General features: G+C 68.9%; 18 protein-coding genes. 11 read left to right on the top strand and 7 right to left on the bottom strand.

Annotated elements, in window-relative coordinates; translation table 11 throughout:
- Positions 1-68 precede the first annotated feature (68 nt).
- Positions 69-1,214 carry a sensor histidine kinase gene (locus ACUZ2Y_RS20395; RefSeq protein ID WP_476331966.1) on the top strand — a complete coding sequence of 382 codons (1,146 nt, stop codon included), beginning with the start codon at positions 69-71 and terminating at the stop codon, positions 1,212-1,214.
- A gap of 19 nt (positions 1,215-1,233) precedes the next feature.
- The gene (locus ACUZ2Y_RS20390) at positions 1,234-1,890 is read left to right on the top strand and encodes a response regulator (protein ID WP_091376751.1); all 657 of its coding nucleotides are present in this window, start codon (positions 1,234-1,236) and stop codon (positions 1,888-1,890) included.
- On the opposite strand, the gene ACUZ2Y_RS20385 is transcribed toward ACUZ2Y_RS20390, so the two are convergent.
- Together ACUZ2Y_RS20385 and ACUZ2Y_RS20380 are read right to left on the bottom strand one after the other, a co-directional pair.
- Positions 1,887-2,798: an SDR family oxidoreductase gene (locus ACUZ2Y_RS20385; RefSeq protein WP_476321214.1), complete on the bottom strand. Its 912-nt coding sequence runs from the start codon at positions 2,796-2,798 to the stop codon at positions 1,887-1,889. The genes ACUZ2Y_RS20390 and ACUZ2Y_RS20385 overlap by 4 nt on opposite strands.
- Complete coding sequence (locus ACUZ2Y_RS20380; RefSeq protein ID WP_476321213.1) at positions 2,795-3,370, bottom strand: TetR/AcrR family transcriptional regulator; 576 nt, start codon at positions 3,368-3,370, stop codon at positions 2,795-2,797. Before ACUZ2Y_RS20380 ends, ACUZ2Y_RS20385 begins: the two co-directional genes overlap by 4 nt.
- A gap of 242 nt (positions 3,371-3,612) precedes the next feature.
- On the opposite strand from ACUZ2Y_RS20380, the gene ACUZ2Y_RS20375 reads away from it, so the two are divergent.
- The 7 genes from ACUZ2Y_RS20375 (at position 3,613) to ACUZ2Y_RS20345 (ending at position 10,055) form a co-directional block, all read left to right on the top strand.
- Positions 3,613-4,548, top strand: coding sequence for an ABC transporter ATP-binding protein (locus tag ACUZ2Y_RS20375; protein WP_476321211.1), 936 nt, complete (start codon positions 3,613-3,615; stop codon positions 4,546-4,548).
- 4 nt (positions 4,549-4,552) lie between these two features.
- Complete coding sequence (locus ACUZ2Y_RS20370; RefSeq protein WP_476321209.1) at positions 4,553-5,317, top strand: hypothetical protein; 765 nt, start codon at positions 4,553-4,555, stop codon at positions 5,315-5,317.
- Positions 5,317-6,042 (top strand): hypothetical protein, encoded by a 726-nt coding sequence (locus ACUZ2Y_RS20365; protein ID WP_476321207.1) that lies wholly within the window; start codon positions 5,317-5,319, stop codon positions 6,040-6,042. The genes ACUZ2Y_RS20370 and ACUZ2Y_RS20365 overlap by 1 nt, the downstream gene beginning before the upstream one ends.
- Positions 6,043-6,406: 364 nt before the next feature.
- Positions 6,407-6,901 carry a hypothetical protein gene (locus ACUZ2Y_RS20360; protein ID WP_476321206.1) on the top strand — a complete coding sequence of 165 codons (495 nt, stop codon included), beginning with the start codon at positions 6,407-6,409 and terminating at the stop codon, positions 6,899-6,901.
- An 84-nt stretch (positions 6,902-6,985) separates the two neighbouring features.
- Positions 6,986-7,636, top strand: coding sequence for a tRNA (guanosine(46)-N7)-methyltransferase TrmB (gene trmB, locus ACUZ2Y_RS20355; RefSeq protein WP_476331964.1), 651 nt, complete (start codon positions 6,986-6,988; stop codon positions 7,634-7,636).
- 78 nt (positions 7,637-7,714) lie between these two features.
- Positions 7,715-8,722 carry a nitric oxide synthase oxygenase gene (locus ACUZ2Y_RS20350; RefSeq protein ID WP_476321204.1) on the top strand — a complete coding sequence of 336 codons (1,008 nt, stop codon included), beginning with the start codon at positions 7,715-7,717 and terminating at the stop codon, positions 8,720-8,722.
- Between the two features lie 25 nt (positions 8,723-8,747).
- Positions 8,748-10,055, top strand: a complete 1,308-nt coding sequence (locus ACUZ2Y_RS20345) for an amidohydrolase family protein (RefSeq protein ID WP_476321202.1) — start codon at positions 8,748-8,750, stop codon at positions 10,053-10,055.
- A 249-nt stretch (positions 10,056-10,304) separates the two neighbouring features.
- Here ACUZ2Y_RS20345 and ACUZ2Y_RS20340 read toward each other — a convergent pair whose 3' ends face one another.
- The 5 genes from ACUZ2Y_RS20340 to ACUZ2Y_RS20320 form a co-directional block, all read right to left on the bottom strand.
- On the bottom strand, positions 10,305-10,997 hold the full coding sequence (locus ACUZ2Y_RS20340; protein ID WP_476321200.1) for an SDR family oxidoreductase: 693 nt from the start codon (positions 10,995-10,997) through the stop codon (positions 10,305-10,307).
- 59 nt (positions 10,998-11,056) lie between these two features.
- Complete coding sequence (locus tag ACUZ2Y_RS20335; protein WP_476321198.1) at positions 11,057-13,111, bottom strand: PhoX family protein; 2,055 nt, start codon at positions 13,109-13,111, stop codon at positions 11,057-11,059.
- Between the two features lie 269 nt (positions 13,112-13,380).
- Positions 13,381-13,965, bottom strand: a complete 585-nt coding sequence (locus ACUZ2Y_RS20330; protein WP_476321196.1) for a Uma2 family endonuclease — start codon at positions 13,963-13,965, stop codon at positions 13,381-13,383.
- Between the two features lie 94 nt (positions 13,966-14,059).
- Positions 14,060-15,151 carry an inositol-3-phosphate synthase gene (locus ACUZ2Y_RS20325; RefSeq protein WP_476321194.1) on the bottom strand — a complete coding sequence of 364 codons (1,092 nt, stop codon included), beginning with the start codon at positions 15,149-15,151 and terminating at the stop codon, positions 14,060-14,062.
- Positions 15,152-15,227: 76 nt separating this feature from the next.
- Entirely contained in the window at positions 15,228-15,773 is a 546-nt protein-coding gene (locus ACUZ2Y_RS20320) for a PadR family transcriptional regulator (RefSeq protein WP_476321192.1), read from the bottom strand.
- Between the two features lie 238 nt (positions 15,774-16,011).
- Between ACUZ2Y_RS20320 and ACUZ2Y_RS20315 the strand changes: the two genes are divergently transcribed.
- Positions 16,012-16,416 carry a DUF5318 domain-containing protein gene (locus tag ACUZ2Y_RS20315; RefSeq protein WP_091376787.1) on the top strand — a complete coding sequence of 135 codons (405 nt, stop codon included), beginning with the start codon at positions 16,012-16,014 and terminating at the stop codon, positions 16,414-16,416.
- A gap of 106 nt (positions 16,417-16,522) precedes the next feature.
- Entirely contained in the window at positions 16,523-19,582 is a 3,060-nt protein-coding gene (locus tag ACUZ2Y_RS20310; RefSeq protein WP_476321190.1) for a transglycosylase domain-containing protein, read from the top strand.
- Positions 19,583-19,592 lie beyond the last annotated feature (10 nt).

The raw sequence follows: 19,592 nt of genomic DNA, 5'->3' as shown, positions 1-19,592 counted from the left end.
GCGCGCGTCACGAACCTGCCTACGCTCATCGAGTGCGGCGGCTGAGCTTGTGGATGAAGAAGCACCCGATGGCGGGCGACATCGTCATCGCGACCTTCCTCGTCCTCTTAGAGCTGCTGTCGCTGTTCGAGATGCCTGGCGGCGTCGAGTCGTGGGTGTACTGGCTGGTCGGCGCCGCTCTGCTGGGCCCGCTGGTCATCCGCCGCCGCGACCCGCTGCTCTCGGCGTACCTCATCTTGTTCGCCGGTTTCGCGCAGCTGCTCACGCACGGGGTCCCGATCGGGATGGGCACCGACGCGCGGGTGCGGCTGGCCGACTTCGCGCTCGGCATCGCGCTGTACACCCTGGTCACCTATGTCGGCCGCAAGCAGGCCGCGCTGTACGCGCTCTGGCTCGCGCTGGGCACCTCGGGGTGGGCGATCTGGCGGATCGGCTACCCGGAGGCGGTCCTGCCGACCCTGGTGATCGTGGTGATCTTCGCGCTGTGCTGGGTGCTGGGCGAGTTCACCGGCGCCCGCAAGGCCTACCACGTGGAGGTCGAACGCAGGCTCGCGCTGTTGGAGACCGAACGCGACCAGCAGGCGCGGCTGGCGGTCGGCGAGGAGCGCGCCCGCATCGCCCGCGAACTGCACGATGTGGTGGCGCACGCGGTGAGCGTGATCGTCGTCCACGCCGACGGCGCCGCCTACGCGGTGCGCACCCAGCCGGAGCTGGCGGAGCGGGCGATCAACACGATCTCAGCCACCGGCCGCGAAGCCCTCACCGAACTCCGAAGGCTCCTCGGCGTCCTGCGCAGCGACGGCGACGAGTCCGAGCTGGTGCCCCAGCCGAGCACCCAGTCCCTCGCCGACCTGGCCGAACGCGTCCGCACGATCGGCGTCCCGGTGCGGTTGGATTTGTCGGGCGACCTCGACGACCTGCCCGCGGGCGTCGGCCTGGGAATCTACCGAATCGTCCAGGAGGCGCTGACCAACACCATCAAACACGCGGGCACCGGCGCGTCGGCGGAGGTGCGGGTCACCCGGATCGGCGACCGGGTCGAGCTCGACATCACCGACCGCGGCTCGGGTAAGGCGCTGGCGAACGTCGTCGGCGGCAACGGCCTCATCGGGATGAGGGAACGCGCCAACGTCTTCGGCGGCACCCTGCAGGCGGGCCCGGAACCCACCGGCGGCTGGCGAGTCCACGCGGTTCTGCCAGTGTCGACGGCCTGAGGAGGCTACGTTGGGTCGCGTGATCAGGGTGGTACTCGTCGACGACCAGGAACTCATGCGTGTCGGTTTCCGCATGGTCCTCGGCGCACAGGAGGACATGGAGATCGTCGGCGAGGCGGGCGACGGCCGAGCGGCCATCGACCTCGCGGAGCAACTGCGCCCCGACGTGGTCCTGATGGACGTCCGCATGCCCATCCTCGACGGCGTGGAGGCGACTCGCGTCATCACTGAGAAGGGAACGTCGAAGGTCCTGGTCATGACCACCTTCGACCTCGACGAATACGCCCTTTCGGCACTGCGGAACGGCGCCAGCGGCTTCCTCCTGAAGGACACACCTCCGGCGCAGTTGGTGTCCGCGCTGCGCTCGGTCGCCAGCGGGGACGCCGTCGTCTCGCCCAGCGTCACCCGCAGGCTGTTAGATCGATTCCTCGGCCCGGGCGGCGGCGAACCCCGCGACGCGGCGGTCCTGGACGCGCTGACCGAACGCGAGCGCGAGGTCCTGGTGCTGATCGCCCAGGGCCTGTCGAACACCGAGATCGCCAGGAAACTCTTCCTGTCAGAGGCGACAGTGAAGACCCACGTCGGCCGCGTGCTCGCGAAACTCGAACTACGCGACCGAGTGCAGGCAGTGGTCCTCGCCTACGAAACCGGCTTGGTCCGCCCCGGCGACGCCTAGCGGTACGCGGCAGCGTCCACTGTGGATGGATCGAGGCCGCCGCCGTGGACGTCTTCGAACCAGCGGCCCCAATCCGGCCTGCTGCCGTCGACGTCGGTGAACCCGTACTCCCGCATCAGAGTCCAACTCGCCAGCGTCCTCCCCGCGAACCGCGAAACCTGGGGATCGGCGGCGAGCGCGGCGACGGCCCGCCCGAGGTAGCGCGGCGTCTCCGACATCACGTAGTCAGGCTCCTTGGCCTCACGCCAGTTGTCCTCGGTGACCCCGAACGTCTCCAACATCATCTCCGACCGCAGGAACCCCGGAGTCACAGCCATTCCGGTGCACCCGACCGAAGCCAACTCGGCGCCGAGCGCCCGCCCGATAGCCCGAATCCCGGACTTCACCAGGTGATACGGAATCCCGACCGGTCCGGGATAGTCGTCCGCATCCCCATCGGTCACCTCGATGACCAACCCGCCCGGCCGCGACACCACGAGCGGCAGGAGCCGGTGCAGCGCGATCAGGTGCGTGTCGAGCCCGTTGTGCACGACATCGAGCGCCTTCCGCAGGTCCGACTCCCAGAACGGCGTCCCGAACTCGACGAACTTGTCCCCACCCCACACGTCGTCGACCAGAACATTGATCCGCCCGTGCTCCGAAGCGACCCGATCCCGCAAAGCGTCCACATCGGACAGGACGAGGAAGTCGCACTGGGCCGGGATCCCGACACCACCCGCGGCGGCGACCAGCTCGGCCGTCTCCTCGATCGTCTCCTTGCGCGCCATCGGCGACTGGTGCTCGCGCGTGGTCCGCCCAGTCACGTAAACAGTCGCCCCAGCCGCCCCGAGCTCGACGGCGATTCCCCGACCACATCCCCGGGTCGCCCCGGTCACCAAAGCCACCTTGCCCGCAAGACTCACGATCATCCCCTCCATCCATCGAGAACCGCGTCCACATCCGCGGCCAACCGGTCTTCCAACCGGCCAGTCGGCCGAATCGACCAGTCCATTGACACCCCGTTCACCACCGCCAGCAACACCTGAGCGGCCCGCGAAGCACTCGGAGCGCGCGGCAAGTCGGCCGATGCCACCCGAAAGGCGCGACGGAGCTCGGCCTCCATCGCCGCGTAGTGCTCGCCCAACAGTCCCCGCAAGACCGGATCCACAAGATCGACCCCGAGCTGCCCCAGGTGGTTCGCCGCGGTCGTCGCGTCCCCAAGTCCGATGTGCGTCACGATCGCCGCCGCCCGCAGACCGTCCACTGGGGACGTCGCCGACTCCGCCGCCGCCCGCATGGTGACGGCCACCTCACCGGTGAAGTGAACGGTCAGCGCCCGCAGCAACCCGCTCTTCGACCCGAACCGCTGCGCAACCGTGCCCACCGACACCCCGGCCTCCGCGGCAACCTGAGCCAGGGTGAACCCGGGTCCATGTCGGCCGATCACGTCGCCGGTGGCGACGAGTAATCGCTGGTCGGTGATGGTCTGAGGCCTGGCCATGCAGTTATTGAACCACGATTCATTAACCCTGTCACCCCGATGGGGCCCCTCGATGGAATCAGGGTCGGCTCAGGGTCGTCACGGATTGGATCAGACCTAAGGCTGATGGACCGTAGTCCCACAAGGTGACCCGCACGCGAGACCTCAGCACGACGCGGAATCTCGCGGCACCGCTCAAGATGGTTGACGTGGGGGAGCCGTCGCGGACGAGCGCACCGGCACCGAAGGCAAAGGGAGAAATCATGATCGAGGCAGTGGGCCTCACCAAGCGGTACGGGAAGACGCTCGCCGTGGACAACCTGTCGTTCACCGTCCCGACCGGCCGGGTCACCGGCTTCCTCGGGCCGAACGGCGCGGGCAAGTCGACGACGATGCGGATGATTCTCGGCCTCGACACGCCGACCGGGGGTTCGGCGCTGATCGACGGCAAGCACTACCGCGACCTGCACCAGCCGCTGCGCACGGTCGGCGCGCTGCTCGACGCGAAGTGGGTGCACCCGAACCGCTCGGCGCGCGCGCACCTGCAGTGGATGGCGAAGTCGAACAAGATCAACCCGAAGCGCGTCGAGGAGGTGCTCGACATCGTCGGCCTGACCTCGGTCGCCGGGAAGCGCGCGGGCGGCTTCTCGCTCGGCATGTCGCAGCGCCTCGGCATCGCCGCCGCGCTGCTCGGCGACCCGCAGGTGCTGCTCTTCGACGAGCCGGTCAACGGCCTCGACCCCGAGGGCATCCTGTGGATCCGCAAGTTCATGCACCGGCTCGCCGATGAGGGCCGCACGGTCTTCGTCTCCAGCCACCTGCTCTCCGAGATGGCGCTGACCGCGCAGGAACTCGTCGTCATCGGCCGCGGCAAGCTGATCTCGCAGAGCTCCACCGAGGACTTCGTGGCGCAGGCCACCGAGAACACCGTCCGGGTCCGCAGCCCGCACCTGTCCGCCCTGCGCACCGCGCTCGGCCGCACCGGGGTCTCGCTGCGCGACGAGGGCGACAGCCTGGTCGTGAGCGGCATGGACTGCGCCGAGATCGGCGAGCTGGCCGCGACGACCGGTGCCGTGCTGCACGAGCTCAGCCCGCAGCGCGGTTCGCTGGAAGAGGCGTTCATGCAGCTCACCGGCGACTCCGTCGAGTACCACGCGGGCCTGGCCGAGACCACCGACCTCGTCGCGGCGGGGAAGTGACGTCATGACACTCCTCGCTGTCGAACGCATCAAGCTGTTCACCACCCGCTCGCCGTGGTGGTGCACGCTGATCGCCCTCGGCGTCACGGTCGGGTTCGCCGCGCTGATGGCGGGCACCGCCGAGGCGGAAGTCCCGATGACGGTCAGCGCCTCCCAGTTCGGCTACGGCTTTGGCATGGTCGTCGTCATGGTCATGGCGGCGCTCGCGGTCACCACCGAGTACCGCTTCTCCACCATCCGGGCCACATTCCAGGCCATTCCGAACCGCACGGCCGCACTTCTGGCCAAGACCGTCGTGGTCGCGCTGCTCGCCGGAGTCATCGGCCTGGTGGCCGCGTTCGGCTCCTGGGGCATCGCCGCGCTGATGACGCCCGGCGCCGACCTGGCGGTCAACACCGCCTTCGAGTGGCGCGCCGTCGCGGGTGTCGGCCTGGTCTATGCCATCGCGGCGGTCGTCGCGGTCGCCGTCGGCATCCTGGTCCGGCACTCGGCGGGCGCGATCTCGCTGCTGCTGATCTACACGAACCTGGTCGAGAACCTGGTCACGCTCATCCCGACGGTCGGCCCGAAGATCCACCAGTGGCTGCCGTTCAACCTGGCGCACCACTTCCTGACCGGGAACCCGGACCCGACCGGCAGGCCCGACCAGTTCGGCCCCGGGCTGTCCGACGCGACGGTCGGCCCGTGGCCCGCGGTGGCGATCTTCGCCGGGTTCGGCCTGCTCATGCTCGCGATCTCGCTGGTCGTGGCGAACCGGAGGGACGCCTGATGACGCTGCTCGCGGTCGAACGCATCAAGCTGTTCACCACCCGCTCGCCGTGGTGGTGCCTGTTGACCGCCCTCGCGGTGACCGTCGGGTTCGCCGCGCTGACCACCGGGACCAAGCCGGACGACTTCCCGCTGACGCTGGCGATGACCCAGTTCGGCCGGATGTTCGGGCTGATGGTGGTCATGGTGATGGCCGCGCTGGCGGTCACCACCGAGTACCGCTTCTCCACCATCCGGGCCACCTTCCAGGCGATCCCGAACCGGACCGCGGCGCTGCTGGCGAAGACTCTGGTCGTCGCCCTCCTCGCGGTGGTCATCGGCGAGATCGCGGCGTTCGGGTCCTTCGGTATCGCCACGCTCATCCAGCCTGAGGCGAACCTGGCGATCACGTCGGCCGCCGACTGGCGGATGGTCGCGGGCACCGGCCTGGTCTACGGGCTCTCGGCGGTCCTCGCCGTGGCCGTGGGCGTGCTGCTGCGGCAGTCGGCGGGCGCGATCTCGGTGCTGATGATCTGGCCGCTGCTGGTCGAGACGCTCGTCCCGGTGATCCCGCGGGTCGGCGACGACATCGCGCGGTGGCTGCCGTTCACCGCGGCCGACCAGTTCCTCGGGGGGCCGACCGGCAACCCGCCGCTGAGCCCGTGGGGGTCGCTGGCCTACTTCGCCGGCGTCTGCGCGGTGCTGTTGGTCGCCGCGGTGGTAACGGCGAACAAGCGGGACGCATAAGGACGTGATCGCCCGTCGTCGGGGGATGGCGGCGATCATTCGGGGAAAGCGGGCCCGGGTCACCTTTCGGGGGGTGGCCCGGGTCCTCTGTCTTGACTGGATCGACGCGACGAGGGGCTTTGACGCCCTACCGTCCATTCGGCTCGGTTGCCTACAACAAGCACGCGGATTAAGACCACGTTAAGTAGGTGTGATGTTCGCCACAGCACGCGGACAGCGGTCCCCTGTTCGGGGTCTGATCAAAGTCCCCTTCCCGTCTCGGGCGAGCCCTTGGAGGTGGACCTTGACGGTGGTTGATTCGAGCGCACCGCGGCGCACCAAGTCCGTCGACCGCGTTGTGAACCGCGGTCTCCATGTCGAGCCCATGATCAGCCTGGAGTGGGCCGAGGCGTTGGAGCAGCCCAACAACGGGCAGGCGTCCGCCCCCGCCGACGCCCGGCTGTCGTGGGTGCACCGCGCCCCCGAGCGCCAGGTGCTCGCCCTCTACCGCGCCGCACGCGCGGCCGACCCCGGCGTGTCCGCGCCGTGGTGGCTGCGGGCGATGGCCGCGGGCCTGCTGGGCACGAGACTTGAGGGCTTCCTCCTGGAGGACCGGGTGGCCAAGCTCCTCGACGCGCGCCCCGGCTGGGTGTTCGTGCCGTGGGGAGAGGAGGGCGAGCCGGGGTACTGGGAGTACATGCCCTCGGAGCGCGCGCTGAGCACGCCGGGCATCCCGACCACCCTCGCGCACACCGACCGCCACCCCGGCTGGATCGACGTCGTCGCCGTGCACGCGGGCCCGGCGCCGCTGCCGATCGCCGTCGCCGGCCCGGCCGACCTGCGCTCGAACCTCGCCCGGATGGAATCGCTGAGGCCCTGACCTGGCAGGCTGTCCGGCGTGACACCGACAGAGCAGGAGCCCCGCAAGCGCAGCATCGTCAGCTTCGTGCACCGCGGCGGCCGGATGACGGTCGGTCAGGCGAAGGCCTGGGAGCGGCGCTGGGACGAGTTGGGCAAGCAGGTCCCGCAGCTGCCGCCGGGGCCGATCGAGCTCGACTCGTGGTTCGGCAGGCACGCGCCCGTGCTGCTGGAGATCGGCTCAGGCATGGGCGAGACCACCTCGCAGCTGGCCAAGGCCGCGCCGGAGCTGAACTACCTGGCGGTGGAGGTCTACCAGCCGGGACTCGCCCAGCTGATGCTGCGCGCCGAGGCGCTGGAGCTGACCAACCTGCGGCTGCTGCGCGGCGACGCCGTCGTGCTGCTCGGCGAGCACATCCCGCCGGACTCGCTGGCCGGTGTGCGGATCTTCTTCCCCGACCCGTGGCCGAAGAAGAAGCACCACAAGCGCAGGCTGGTTCAGCCCGACTTCATCGCGCTGGTCGCCTCCCGACTCGCGCCGGGCGCCACGGTGCACCTGGCGACCGACTGGGAGAACTACGCGGAGCAGATGATGGAGGTCCTCTCCGCGGAGCCCGCGCTGCGCAACCGCTTCCCGGACGAGCCAGGGGGCTGGGCGCCGCGGCCGGAGTGGCGGCCGGTGACGAAGTTCGAATCCCGGGCTCGGGAAGAGGGACGAATCAGCCGCGACCTGATCTTCGAACGAGTGAACATCTGACGGAACGTGACACGATTGCAGTAGAAACCACACGTCCGAGTAGTCGAGTCGGGGAGCTTAAGTACCGATATCAGTGATGTGACCGCACTGCGCGACGACATCACCCCGCTGCCTGCCTGTGCCGAACTGCGCAACGCCGCCGAAGCGTTCCTCCGACAGTTCCACGCCGCACGGCCCAAGGCGGGCCCGGTCGAGCCGAGGCTGGCGAAGGTCCGTGCGGAGATCGCCGCCACCGGAACCTACCGGCACACCCCCGCCGAGCTGGCCTTCGGCGCGCGTGTCGCGCTCAAGGAAAGCGGCTGGTGCCCCGACGGCGTGCCGTGGCGGGGGCTGCTGGTCCGCGACCTGCGCGACATCCGCGACGCCGCCCAGGTCGCCGCCGAGTGCGGCCACCACCTGCGCATGGCCCTGGGTGACGGCGCGATCCGCCCGGTGGTGAGCGTGTTCGCGCCGGACACCCCCTGGCGGCGAGGCCCGCGCATCCGCAACGACCAGCTCGTCCGCTACGCCGGATACCGCGGCGACCCTGCGGGCGGAGTGCTCGGCGACCGGCGCTACGTCGACTTCACCACCGGCGTCTGCAGGCTGGGCTGGCGCCCGCCGCTGCGGCGCGGCGCGTTCGACCAGCTGCCGCTGGTGATCGAGACCGAGGACGATGGCGTCCGGCTGCACATGCTCCCGCGCGAGGTCATCCGCGAGGTGCCGCTGACCCACCCGACGCTGCCGTGGTTCGCCGAGCTGGGGCTGCGCTGGCACGCGGTGCCGGTGATCAGCAACCAGCGGCTCCACATCGGCGGCATCGACTACCCGGCGGCGCCCTACAACGGCGTCTACATCTGCCGGGCCATCGGCGAGGACGTGCTCGCCGACGAGGCCGCCTACGGGCTGGCCATGGTCGTCGCGGCCCGGCTCGGGCTCGACACGTCGAGCGAGCGGACGCTGTGGCGCGACCGGGTCGCCGTCGAGTGCAACCGTGCTGTCCTGCACTCGTTCGACGAGGCCGGGGTGACAATCGAGCACTCGGCCGATGTCTACGCCCCCGCCACCGACTACCCCGGACACCCGGCGTTCCTGCGTGGCCACTGACGGTCGAGTGGCAGGATTGTCGGCTATGAGCCTGCGTCTGCGCGCCCCGATCGTCCTGCCCTGCGATGCCGCGTGCTCCGTCCTGCGCGACGCCGTGGTCGACATCGACGAGGACGGCCGGATCGTCCACTGTGGACCCTTCGCCGACGCGCCCGCGTCCGACGCCCCGGTGCGTGAGCTGACCGGCATCCTGCTGCCCGGGTTGGTCAACACCCACGCCCACAGCCCGATGACCGTCCTGCGCGGCATGGGCGACAACCTGCCCCTGATCCGCTGGCTCACCGAGGCCATCTGGCCCGCCGAGGGCAGGATGACCCGGCAGGACGTGCACGACGGCATGGTCCTGGGCTCGATCGAGATGCTCCGCGCGGGCGTGACGACCAGCGCCGAGATGTACTTCCACGGCGAGGAGGTCGCCCAGGCGGCGCTCGACACGGGCGCCCGGGTCGTCTTGGCGCCGGCGATCCTCGACGGGCTGGGGATGGACTGGCGCAAGATGCTCGCCGACATCTCCGCCTGGATCGACGCCGACGGTGTCCGCTTCGGCCCAGGTGAGCGCGTCGAACTCGGGTATGGACCGCACTCGGCGTACACGCTGCCGCCGTCGGCGCTCACCGAGGTCGGTGCCGCCGCCCGCGAGCGCGGCGCCCTGATCCAGATCCACGTCGCGGAGTCGACCCAGGAGGACGAGGTCCAGCGGGCCAACCACGGTTCGGTCCCCGCGCTGCTCGCGTCGTCCGGGCTGCTCGGCGGCCGGGTGCTCGCGGCGCACTCGGTGCACCTGTCGGATGAGGACATCGCCCTGTTCGCGGCGAACCGCGTCGGTGTCGCGCACTGCCCGGGCTCGAACATGAAGCTGGCCTCGGGCATCGTCCGTCTACGAGACCTGCGCGCGGCAAACGTCGCGGTCGGCGTCGGCACGGACGGCCCCGCGAGCAACGACGACCTGGACCTCTGGGAAGACGTCCGCCTGGCCGCGATGCTGTCCCGCGTGTCCACAATGGACTCCACCGCCATGGGCGCCGCCGACGCCCTGCTCCTGGCCACCCGCTGCGGCGCGGAAGCCTTGCACCGCGACGACATCGGTGCCCTGGAGCCGGGCCGGTGGGCGGACATGGTGCACGTCGGCCTGGACGACCCGGCGTTCGCGGCGGGCCTGGACGTGCCGGATACCCACCTGCTGGCCAACCTCATCTGGGCCGCGGGGTCCCGCACCGTGCGGGATGTGTGGGTGGCGGGTGAGCAGGTGGTCGCCGACGGCGAACCCACCCGCGTCGACCGCCGGCAGGCACAGGCGACGGCTGGCAAGGTCACCAAGCGCCTGCTGGGCTGACTTATCCACATCCCGACCGGCTATCCACAACCCAGCAGCGATCCCTGATTTCTGTCACCCATCGCCGATAGACTGGCCAAGGGCAAGTCCCCCCAGGGAGGGCGGGGGTTTGCGCCCGGTGGGCTTGGGGCGAACAGTTGCCCACGACGTAGCCGGACGGCGTGGATGTGTTTCGCACAAGCACAACGAGGCGAACCAGATCACGCACCTGCACGAGGGACCCGGCACTAGGTCACAGGTTGTTGTTGTTCAGCGGACCGGACGGGAGCGGATCACCAGGTCCGTCGGGTGGGAGTCCGGGGTGGCGGCGATCGCGGTGCGGACCAGCTCCGCCACCGATTCCGGGGTCAGGTACCGCTCCGGCTCGAAGTCGCCGCCCTCATCCGCGCGGACTACCCGCTGCATGTCCGTGGCGGTGCGGCCCGGGTAGACCGAGGTGACGCGCAGGCCCGCCGATTCCTCCTCAGCCCGCAGGACGTCGGCGTAGGCGCGGAGGGCGAACTTGCTTGCGGCGTAAGGGCCCCAGTTGGGGTTGGCGTTCTGGCCCGCGCCGGAGTTGATCAGGACGACGTGCCCCTTGGCGGCACGCAGGGCGGGCAGCAGAAGCCGCGTCAGTTCGGCGACGGCGACGACGTTGATCTCGTAGGTCGAGCGCCAAAGCTCCGCGGGGGATTCGGTGAGCGGGCCGACTCGGGCGAGGCCCGCCGAGTGGACCAGGACGTCGAGCTTGCCGATGTCGGAGACCGCCTCCGCGAGAGCGGCTTCGTCGGTGAGCTCAACCGGCCAGGGGCGGGCGTCGGGCAGGTGCTCGGCCACGGCGGCCAAGGCCTCGGTGTCGCGGCCGCCCAGCAGCAGGGAATGCGTGTTCCCCAGGGCTAGGGCGATGGCGGCGCCGATGCCGCGGGACGCGCCGGTGATCAGGGCCAGAGGTCGCTCGGTCATAGTGCAAACCTACGACAACGCACCCGCCGCGAGCTGGGCGGCGGGTGCGTTGTCCGGGGTCAGGAACCGATGCGGTGGCCGGGCTTCCAGACCGCCACCACGGCCGACCGCGGCTGGCTGGTGCCGCCGTCGGGCCAGTGCGCGAGCGGGTTGTCCGCGCTGGCGTTGTCCAGTTCGCCCGGGTGCTGCACCGACACCAGGACGAACTTGTCCTCGATCACCGGACCACAGGTCTCCGCGCCGACCGAGACGGTGAGGAACTGCTTGAGGTGACCGCGCTCCGGGCCGCTGGTCGCGGTGGCGAACAGGCCGTCGTTGGAGCCGAGCTGGTTGCCGTCGGTGGAGATCCACAGGTTGCCGTGGCCATCGAACGCCAGGTTGTCCGGGCAGGAGATCGGGCTGACCTGGGTCTTGTCGTACCCGCCGAAGTAGGTGTCCGACGCGTTCGGGTCGCCGCAGACCAGCAGCAGCCGCCAGGAGAAGGTGAGCGCGGTGTTGTCGCCGCCCGCTTCCTCCCACTCCAGCACATGCCCGTGCCGGTTGAGGCCGCGCGGGTTGATCTCCGTGGGGCCTTCCTTGCCGGGCTTGCCGCGGTCGGTGTTGTTGGTCAGCGCCGCGTAAACCAAGCCCGTACGCGGGTTGGCCTCGACGTCCTCCGGGCGGTCCATCTTCGTGGCACCGACCTTGTCGGCGGCGAGACGCGTGAAGACGTAGACCTCTTCGGCGGTGAAGCCATCCACAAAGGACTTGTCACCCGCCGCGAGCGCGATCCACTTGCCGACGCCGTCGTACTCCCCGTCCGCGGGCAGCACGCCCGGGGTGAAGTGCGGGCTGTCGCCGGTGAACTGCGCGACGTAGAGCGTGCCGTCGCTGAGGAGCTTCTTGTTGTGAGCGCGCGCGTACCGGCTGTTGCCCGGACGCATCCGCTCCTTGGAGACGAACTTGTAGATGTAGTCGAAGCGCTCGTCGTCGCCCATGTACGCGACCACACGGCCGTCGCGCGCGACGTGGATGTTGGCGCCCTCGTGCTTGAATCGGCCGAGCGCGGTGTGCTTCACCGGGTTCTCGCCGGGCTCCAGCGGGTCGATCTCGACGATCCAGCCGAACCGGTTGACCTCGTTGGGCTCCTTGACGACGTCGAACCGGTCATCGAAGCGCTCCCACTTGCGGCCGCTGGGGCCGCCCGCGAGGCCGTAGCGGGCCAGCCGCGCCTTGGCAACCGGGTCGGTGACGTCTTTGCCGTTGGCGAAGTACTGGTTGAAGTTCTCCTCGCCGGACAGGACCGTGCCCCACGGCGTCACGCCGCCCGCGCAGTTGTTCAGCGTGCCGAACACCGTGCGCCCGGTCGGGTCGGCCTTGGTCTTGAGGAAGTCGCTGCCCGCCGCGGGCCCGACGACGTCGAACGTCGAGGTCACGGTGATCCGGCGGTTGTAGCGGCGGTCCATCTTCGGCGTGATCTTGCCGGTGCGCCGGTCGCGCTCCACCACGACGACGGACATGCCGTGCGCCGCCCAGCCGATCTTGACCTGCTCCTCGGTCGGGGTGGCCGAGGAGTAGCCCTTGAACATGAACGACTCGGTGCTGTACTCGTGGTTCGAGACCATCAGGTACTGGTCGCGCCAGAGCGGGACGAGGCCGCAGAAGTCGTTGTTGAAGCCGAACTGCTTCGCCTGCGCCGCGGCGGACTGGTTGTCGAAGTCGAACGCGGGCGCCCCGGGCAGCACCGCGTCCCCCCAGCCGATGACGACCGAGGACACGTAGCCCTCCGGCACCGTGATCTGGTCAGCGGTGTTCGGCGCGACCGGGGTGAAGTCCATACCGCGGGGACGGCGGTGGCTGTCGCCGTTCTCGGCCTGCTGTTCGGAGTCGTCCGCGGCGGCCGCGCCGCCCACGACAGCGGCGCTCGCGCCCGCGACGGCGAGCACCGCGCCCGCCTTGAGCATGCCGCGGCGGCTGACGATCGAGCGGACGACGTCGCCGAAGTACGCGTTGCCCGAGGTGTTGGGGGCGTCGTGCGAACAGGCGTTGCCGCAGCGGTACTCGCAGGTCACCGCCTGCCTGCCGAGCGGGTGGTTCGTGGTTAACAGCGGCAGATCGATGCGGCCGTCAGGCACGGGAGCCTCCTACGGTCTGCCCAATGTGGACAGCCAAAAGCGATTGGTGGGAACGGCGTGACCGTAAGAGTTCGAAACCAGCCACAGAGGTCATCCAAGTGAACGCGAAGCGAACAGATCAACCCCTAAACCCTGGCGCCAGTTTCGGTCCGGCCATGACAACGGCCACCGCCGGAGATCCGGTGGTGGCCGCTGCGCCGAATGGGTCAGCGTTCGTCGTGGCCCCTGATGAAGACCTCGACCGCCGCATATGCGTCGTCAACCGCGATCTACGACTCCAGCAAGGTCGCGGGATCGAACTTCATCGGGAACGGAATCTCACTCTCGAAAGTCATGCCACCCAATGCCTTCGCGTGTGGCACGTACCGATCGCCGTCGAGCTTGAGCAGTTCGACGTGGGCGTCGAACTCGCTGATCTCGACCCGCAGGTAGAACGGGATACCGGCCTCAGCGCACATCTTCGGCTTGTCGATCCGATCCCGTCGCTTGCTGGACGGCGAAACAAACTCGCCGACAACAAGCACGTTGTCGGCCGGCACCCAGGTCAAATTCTTGATCGGTGCCCGGAGAATCGTGAGATCCGGCTGGATCCAGGTCTGGGGGTTGAACCTGACGTTGACAGTCGGGTAGACACGATGACCTGCCGCGTAAGCGGGTTCGTAGAACTGTCGCAGTAGCGCGCCCATCGCAAATCCGTTGGCACTGCCCTCATATGGGCTCATGATCAGGTAACCGTCCACACATTCGAACGACGTTCCCGCGGCTGCCCCCGGGATGGGAAGGTATGCCTCGGCGAACTCAGTCGTCCACTGCCCATACAGCTCGGACAGCGGGTCGAAGTCGCGTGTGATCATCTCGGCTACCACCGCTCCATCGTCTCGAACAAATGAGCGAAAAGCCACCACCGGGAGATCACTTCACCCGATGGTGGCTTCCACCATAACTGCCTCAGCGTTCGACGTCGCCCCTGATGAAGGCCTCGACCGCCGCATACGCGTCGTCGTCGGAGTACTGCTCCGGCGGCGACTTCATGAAGTACGAGGACGCCGACAGGATCGGGCCGCCGATGCCGCGGTCGAGCGCGATCTTCGCGGCGCGGACCGCGTCGATGATGACGCCCGCGGAGTTCGGCGAGTCCCACACCTCAAGCTTGTACTCGAGGTTCAGGGGGGTGTCACCGAAGGAGCGGCCCTCAAGGCGCACGTACGCCCACTTGCGGTCGTCGAGCCACGGCACGTGGTCCGACGGGCCGATGTGCACGTCCGCCTTGGCCATCTCGTGCGGGATCTGCGAGGTGACCGACTGCGTCTTGGAGATCTTCTTGGACTGCAGGCGCTTGCGCTCCAGCATGTTCATGAAGTCCATGTTGCCGCCGAAGTTCAGCTGGTAGGTCCGCTGCAGCTCGACGCCGCGGTCCTCGAACAGCTTCGCCATGACCCGGTGCGTGATCGTCGCGCCGACCTGCGACTTGATGTCGTCACCGACGATCGGGACGCCCGCCTCGGTGAACTTCGCCGCCCACTCCGGGTCCGACGCGATGAACACCGGCAGGGCGTTGACGAACGCGACACCCGCGTCGATCGCGCACTGCGCGTAGAAGCGGTCGGCGTCCTCGGAGCCCACCGGCAGGTACGACACGAGCACGTCGACCTCGGCCTCGCGCAGCGTCGCGACCACATCGGCCGGGTCCTCGTCGGACTCGGTGATGATCTCGCGGTAGAACTCGCCCAGCCCGTCGAGGGTGTGGCCGCGCTGGACCGTCACCCCGGTCGGCGGCACGTCACAGATCTTGATCGTGTTGTTCTCGCTGGCCACGATGGCCTCGGACAGGTCGCGCCCGACCTTCTTGGCGTCGACGTCGAACGCGGCGACGAACTCGATGTCGCGCACGTGGTAGTCCCCGAACTGCACGTGCATAAGACCTGGGACGCGGGCGGCAGGGTCGGCGTCACGGTAGTAGTGCACGCCTTGGACCAGCGACGCCGCACAGTTGCCGACGCCGACGATGGCCACCCGCACGCTCTGGCGGTTCTCGCCCATGCCGGTTCTCCTTCTCGTTTCACGCCGCACCCTGTCCGGCGCGGATCTCGGGACAGGCCGATGCCTGTCTGGAAGTTCAGTCGGTCCCGCGCTGTTCCTGCTGCTCGTGCGCGATCAACTCGTTGAGCCAACGCACCTCGCGCTCGCTCGTTTCCAGACCGAGCCGGTGCAGCTCTCTGGTGTACCTGTCGATCTGCTCGCCCGCGCGTGCCATCGACGAGCGCAGACCTTCCCTGCGCTCCTCGACCCGGCGGCGCCTGCCTTCCAGGATTCGCATCCTGACCTCGGCCGGAGTCCGCGAGAAGAAGGCCATGTGGACGCCGAATCCCTCGTCGTCCCAGGTCTGCGGACCCGCGTCGGCGAGCAGCGTGCCGAACCGCTCCTTGCCTTCGGCGGTGAGCTTGTAGACCCGCTTGGCACGCCTGTTCCACGTCCTGGCGGCCTCGTCGTCCGGTGTCTCCTCGGCGATCAGCCCGGCCCGCAGCAGCCGCCGCAGAGTCGGGTAGAGCGAGCCGTAAGAGAACGTGCGCAACGTGCCGAGCAGGTCGTACAGCCGCTTGCGAAGCTCGTATCCGTGCATCGGGGCCTCGTGGAGAAGCCCGAGAATCGCGAACTCGAGCATGCGGAGCCCCCTTCCGGAAACGGAGCGTGTCCTACTGAACAACTATATCGTGCCGATACATCCGGCGCCGGACAACTCAGCGGCCTGTGTCTATCGACACGTCAACGCCGCAGGTGGCGGGCGGTATGCCGATATCGGGTGGTCAGCGGGCCCGGAGATCACAAATCCGACGCACGACGCATGTCCACTGCGCTGAACGGAGCACCCCCGTGGTAACGGGCCCGCGTACGCTGTCCCCGTGCGAACGCAACGGCAGGTAGTCGACTACGCATTGCAGCGCCGCGCGCTGCTGGCGGGAGTCCACTCGGGTCGTGTCGGCACCTTCGAGGTGTGCGACGCGAACCCGTACCTGCTGCGTGCCGCCAAGTTCCACGGCGTACCGACCGAGGTGACCTGCCCGGTCTGCCGCAAAGAACAGCTGACCCACGTCAACTGGGTCTATGGCGAAGAACTGAAACACGCGTCCGGCTCGGCGCGGGCCCCGGAGGAACTGGTCAAGATGTCGACCATGTTCGAGGAGTTCAGCGTCTACACGGTCGAAGTTTGCCGCACCTGTTCATGGAACCACTTGGTGCAGTCATACGTCCTGGGTAAGGGGGGCGTGCGCGCGCCCAAACCCCGTAGGAGGACGGCAGCGGAGTGAACGGATTGCGAACCGGAGAGTCTCGACCGAGGCTGCCCTGGAATTCCGCTGCGGATGACCACCGAACGACGCCCCAGATCGGGGCGCCGGTTTGGGAGGCCTTTTCGTGAACGACCACAGTGACCACCGCCGCCGCGAGCCCGAGTGGCCCTCCGGGGACGAACCGGACCGGGGCACCGGCGCCGAGCAGTCCGTCGAGCGCACGGGCTTCTGGAGCCCGCTGTGGGAGGAAGAGGACGAAGCGGGCCGTCCCCGTGGCGGCCCCGACGCCCCGAGCAGGCCACCCGGCCCGCCCGGTGACCGGCCGGGCCCCTACTCGAGCCCTGACTTCGCGGGCCGCTCGGCCCCTGAGGACTTCAACGCACCCGGGGGACCAGTCCGTCCCCGCGACGACTTCGGCACGCCCAGGCGTGGCCCCGGCGGCCCGAACGAGTTCGCCGGTGAGCGCGGCCGTGGGCCTGCGCGCCCGGACGACTTCGTCGGCGACCGCGGCCGTGGGCCGGGTGGACCCGACGACTTCGGTGGCCAGGGCAGGCCAGGCGGTCCGGTGCAGCCGGGCGGGCGCGGCCCGGGTGGTCCCGGTGTTCCCGGCGGATTCGGCGCGGCAGGCGCCGCCGCCGCGGGTGGCTTGGCGGCCGGTGGGGTGGCGGGCGCGGCCGGACACGGCGCGGGTATCGCCGGTGCGGCGGGTCGCGGCGGTCCGCGTATCCCCGGCGGCCCCGGCATGCCCGGTGGTCCCAACGGCCCGAATGGGCCCGGCAACTTCACCGGTCCCGACGGACCCGGTGGCGGGTTCCCCGGCGGTCCCGGCGCGACCCGCGCACTGAACGCACCTGGTGAGCAGCCCACGATGGCCGTTCCCCCCATGTCCGGCGACCGCCGCCTGCCTCCCGGCAGTCGCCCGGTGCCCCCACATGATCCAGGCGAGGACCCGACCATCTACCTGCACCAGAACCCCGGCCACTCCCGCGGCGAGCCCGCGCTGCTCACCCACCGCGAGCCGGACTACGAAGACGACTACGACGACGATTACGGTCCCGACGACGAAGTCCCGGTGACCGACGCGGAGGCTCGCGCACTACGTCGCAAGAAGATCTGGCGGCGGGTGCGGCGCACGGCCTACGTCGGCACGGCGCTCGGGATCATCATCCCGGTCCTCGCCTTCTTCATCACCTACCAGATGGTGGAAGTGGAGAGCCCGCAAGACCTGGCCGCCAAGCAGGACCAGGCCGTCACGCTGCGCTGGGCCGACGGCAGCGAGATCACCAAACTCGCCGAGTCGGGCGCCAACCGGCAGCTGCTCACCTACGACCAGATGCCGGACGTCATGCGCAAGGCCGTCTACGCGGCCGAGGACGCGTCATTCGAGACCAACGCCGGCTTCGACATGACCGGCATCCTGCGCGCGGTCTGGAACCAGGTCAGCGGCGGCGAGGGCGGCGGTTCGACGATCTCGCAGCAGTACGTCAAGAAGGCCAGCGGCGACGAGGATAAGACGCTGACCCGCAAGTGGACCGAGCTGGTCAAGTCCTACAAGATGAACGAGACGTACTCCAAGCCGGACATCATCACCGCGTACCTGAACACGATCTACTTCGGTCGGGGCGCCTACGGCGTGGCGGCGGCGGCGAAGGCGTACTACAACATCGACGACCTGATGACGATCAACAAGTCGCAGGCCGCGCTACTCGCGGGCATGATCCAGACGCCGTCGCGGCACAAGGACACCCAGTACCAGATCGACCGCTGGACTTACGTAACCGGCCGGATGATCGCCAACACCTGGATGACCGAGGCCGAGCGCCAGCAGACGCCGTTCCAGCCGCCGGTGCCGCTCGAGGAGACCAAGGGCGAAGGCCTCTCAGCTCCGCTCAAGGGGCGGCTCCCCAAGCTGGTGTACGCGGAGCTCAAGACGCTCGGCATCGACGAGGACACGGTCCGCCGCCACGGCTACAAGATCCAGCTCACGCTCGACAAGACCGCGCAGTCGCTCGCCGAGCAGGCGGTCAACGACGTGATGCAGGGCCAACCGACAGCACTGCACCCCGGCTTGGTCGCCGTCGATCCGAAGACCGGACACATCCGGGCGTACTACCCGAACTCGAACGGGGCAGGCACGGACTGGGCGGCCGCGGTCCAGGAGCCGGGCTCCGCCTTCAAGCCGTTCGACCTGGTCGGGCTCCTCAAAAAGGACAAGGGTCTCTACGAGACATACGACAGCTCGCCCAAGGCATTCGGTGGAAGCAAAATCATCAAGAACGCCTCGAGGCCGGGTTGTGGTGAGTGCACCGTCTCGCAGGCGATGAAGGAATCGCTCAACGTCGTGTTCAGCGACATGGTCTACAACGACGTCAAGCCCAAGGGAGTCGCCGAAGCGGCGGCCCAGGCAGGCGTGCGCTCACCGCTGGACAAGGCAACCGGCGACATCAACATCGCGATCGGCGGTGGCGACACCCAGGTGAGCACGGTCGACATGGCCTCGGCCTACGCGACGTTCGCCGCGAACGGCATCTACCGGGCGCCGCACCTGGTCGCGAAGGTCGAGAAGCCGGACGGCACGGTCCTCTTCGAGGACAAGAACTACCAGCCGTACCTGGAGAAGCTCGCATTCGACGAGGACCCGGAGAAGAGCCAGAAGATCGCCCGCAACGTCACCGAGGCGCTGCTTCCCATCCCGAAGGCCTCGGGCATCCCGTGCGCGGGTGACCGGTTGTGCGCGGGCAAGACCGGGACCCACCAGTACCAGGACACGCCGGACAACTCGAAGGCCTGGATGGTCGGGTACACCCCGCAGCTCTCGACCGCGGTGTCGCTCAGCGGTGACAAGGACAACGGCTACAGACTCAAGGACGCGAAGGGCGACATCGTCTACGGCAGCGGTCTGCCGGGCAAGATCTGGAAGAAGTTCATGGACAGCTACCACCAGCAGTCCAAGCTTCCGAAGGAGAACTTCGGCAAGTTCCTGGCGATCGGCAAGCCCGAGTACAAGGAGCCGCCGAGCACCAGCAACCCGCCACCGACGACGGAAACCAAGCCGTCGCAGGAGACCAAGCCGCCGAAGACGACTGAGCCGAGCGAGCCGACCGAACCGACGACCACGACGACCCGCACGCGGATCACGCGACCGACGTCGGAAACCGGACTACCGCTTCCCGGCAGCAACTGATAGTCGAGCA

This window comes from Actinokineospora sp. UV203 (assembly GCF_056323665.1).
This window is presented reverse-complemented; position numbering and strand designations above follow the sequence as displayed.

Coding starts and splice junctions, on each gene's coding strand:
- ACUZ2Y_RS20395 (WP_476331966.1), top strand. CDS start 69: ATGGCGGGCGACATCGTCATCGCGACCTTCCTCGTCCTCTTAGAGCTG.
- ACUZ2Y_RS20385 (WP_476321214.1), bottom strand. CDS start 2,798: ATGATCGTGAGTCTTGCGGGCAAGGTGGCTTTGGTGACCGGGGCGACC.
- ACUZ2Y_RS20380 (WP_476321213.1), bottom strand. CDS start 3,370: ATGGCCAGGCCTCAGACCATCACCGACCAGCGATTACTCGTCGCCACC.
- ACUZ2Y_RS20375 (WP_476321211.1), top strand. CDS start 3,613: ATGATCGAGGCAGTGGGCCTCACCAAGCGGTACGGGAAGACGCTCGCC.
- ACUZ2Y_RS20370 (WP_476321209.1), top strand. CDS start 4,553: ATGACACTCCTCGCTGTCGAACGCATCAAGCTGTTCACCACCCGCTCG.
- ACUZ2Y_RS20365 (WP_476321207.1), top strand. CDS start 5,317: ATGACGCTGCTCGCGGTCGAACGCATCAAGCTGTTCACCACCCGCTCG.
- ACUZ2Y_RS20360 (WP_476321206.1), top strand. CDS start 6,407: ATGATCAGCCTGGAGTGGGCCGAGGCGTTGGAGCAGCCCAACAACGGG.
- trmB (WP_476331964.1), top strand. CDS start 6,986: ATGACGGTCGGTCAGGCGAAGGCCTGGGAGCGGCGCTGGGACGAGTTG.
- ACUZ2Y_RS20345 (WP_476321202.1), top strand. CDS start 8,748: ATGAGCCTGCGTCTGCGCGCCCCGATCGTCCTGCCCTGCGATGCCGCG.
- ACUZ2Y_RS20340 (WP_476321200.1), bottom strand. CDS start 10,997: ATGACCGAGCGACCTCTGGCCCTGATCACCGGCGCGTCCCGCGGCATC.
- ACUZ2Y_RS20330 (WP_476321196.1), bottom strand. CDS start 13,965: ATGATCACACGCGACTTCGACCCGCTGTCCGAGCTGTATGGGCAGTGG.
- ACUZ2Y_RS20325 (WP_476321194.1), bottom strand. CDS start 15,151: ATGGGCGAGAACCGCCAGAGCGTGCGGGTGGCCATCGTCGGCGTCGGC.
- ACUZ2Y_RS20320 (WP_476321192.1), bottom strand. CDS start 15,773: ATGCTCGAGTTCGCGATTCTCGGGCTTCTCCACGAGGCCCCGATGCAC.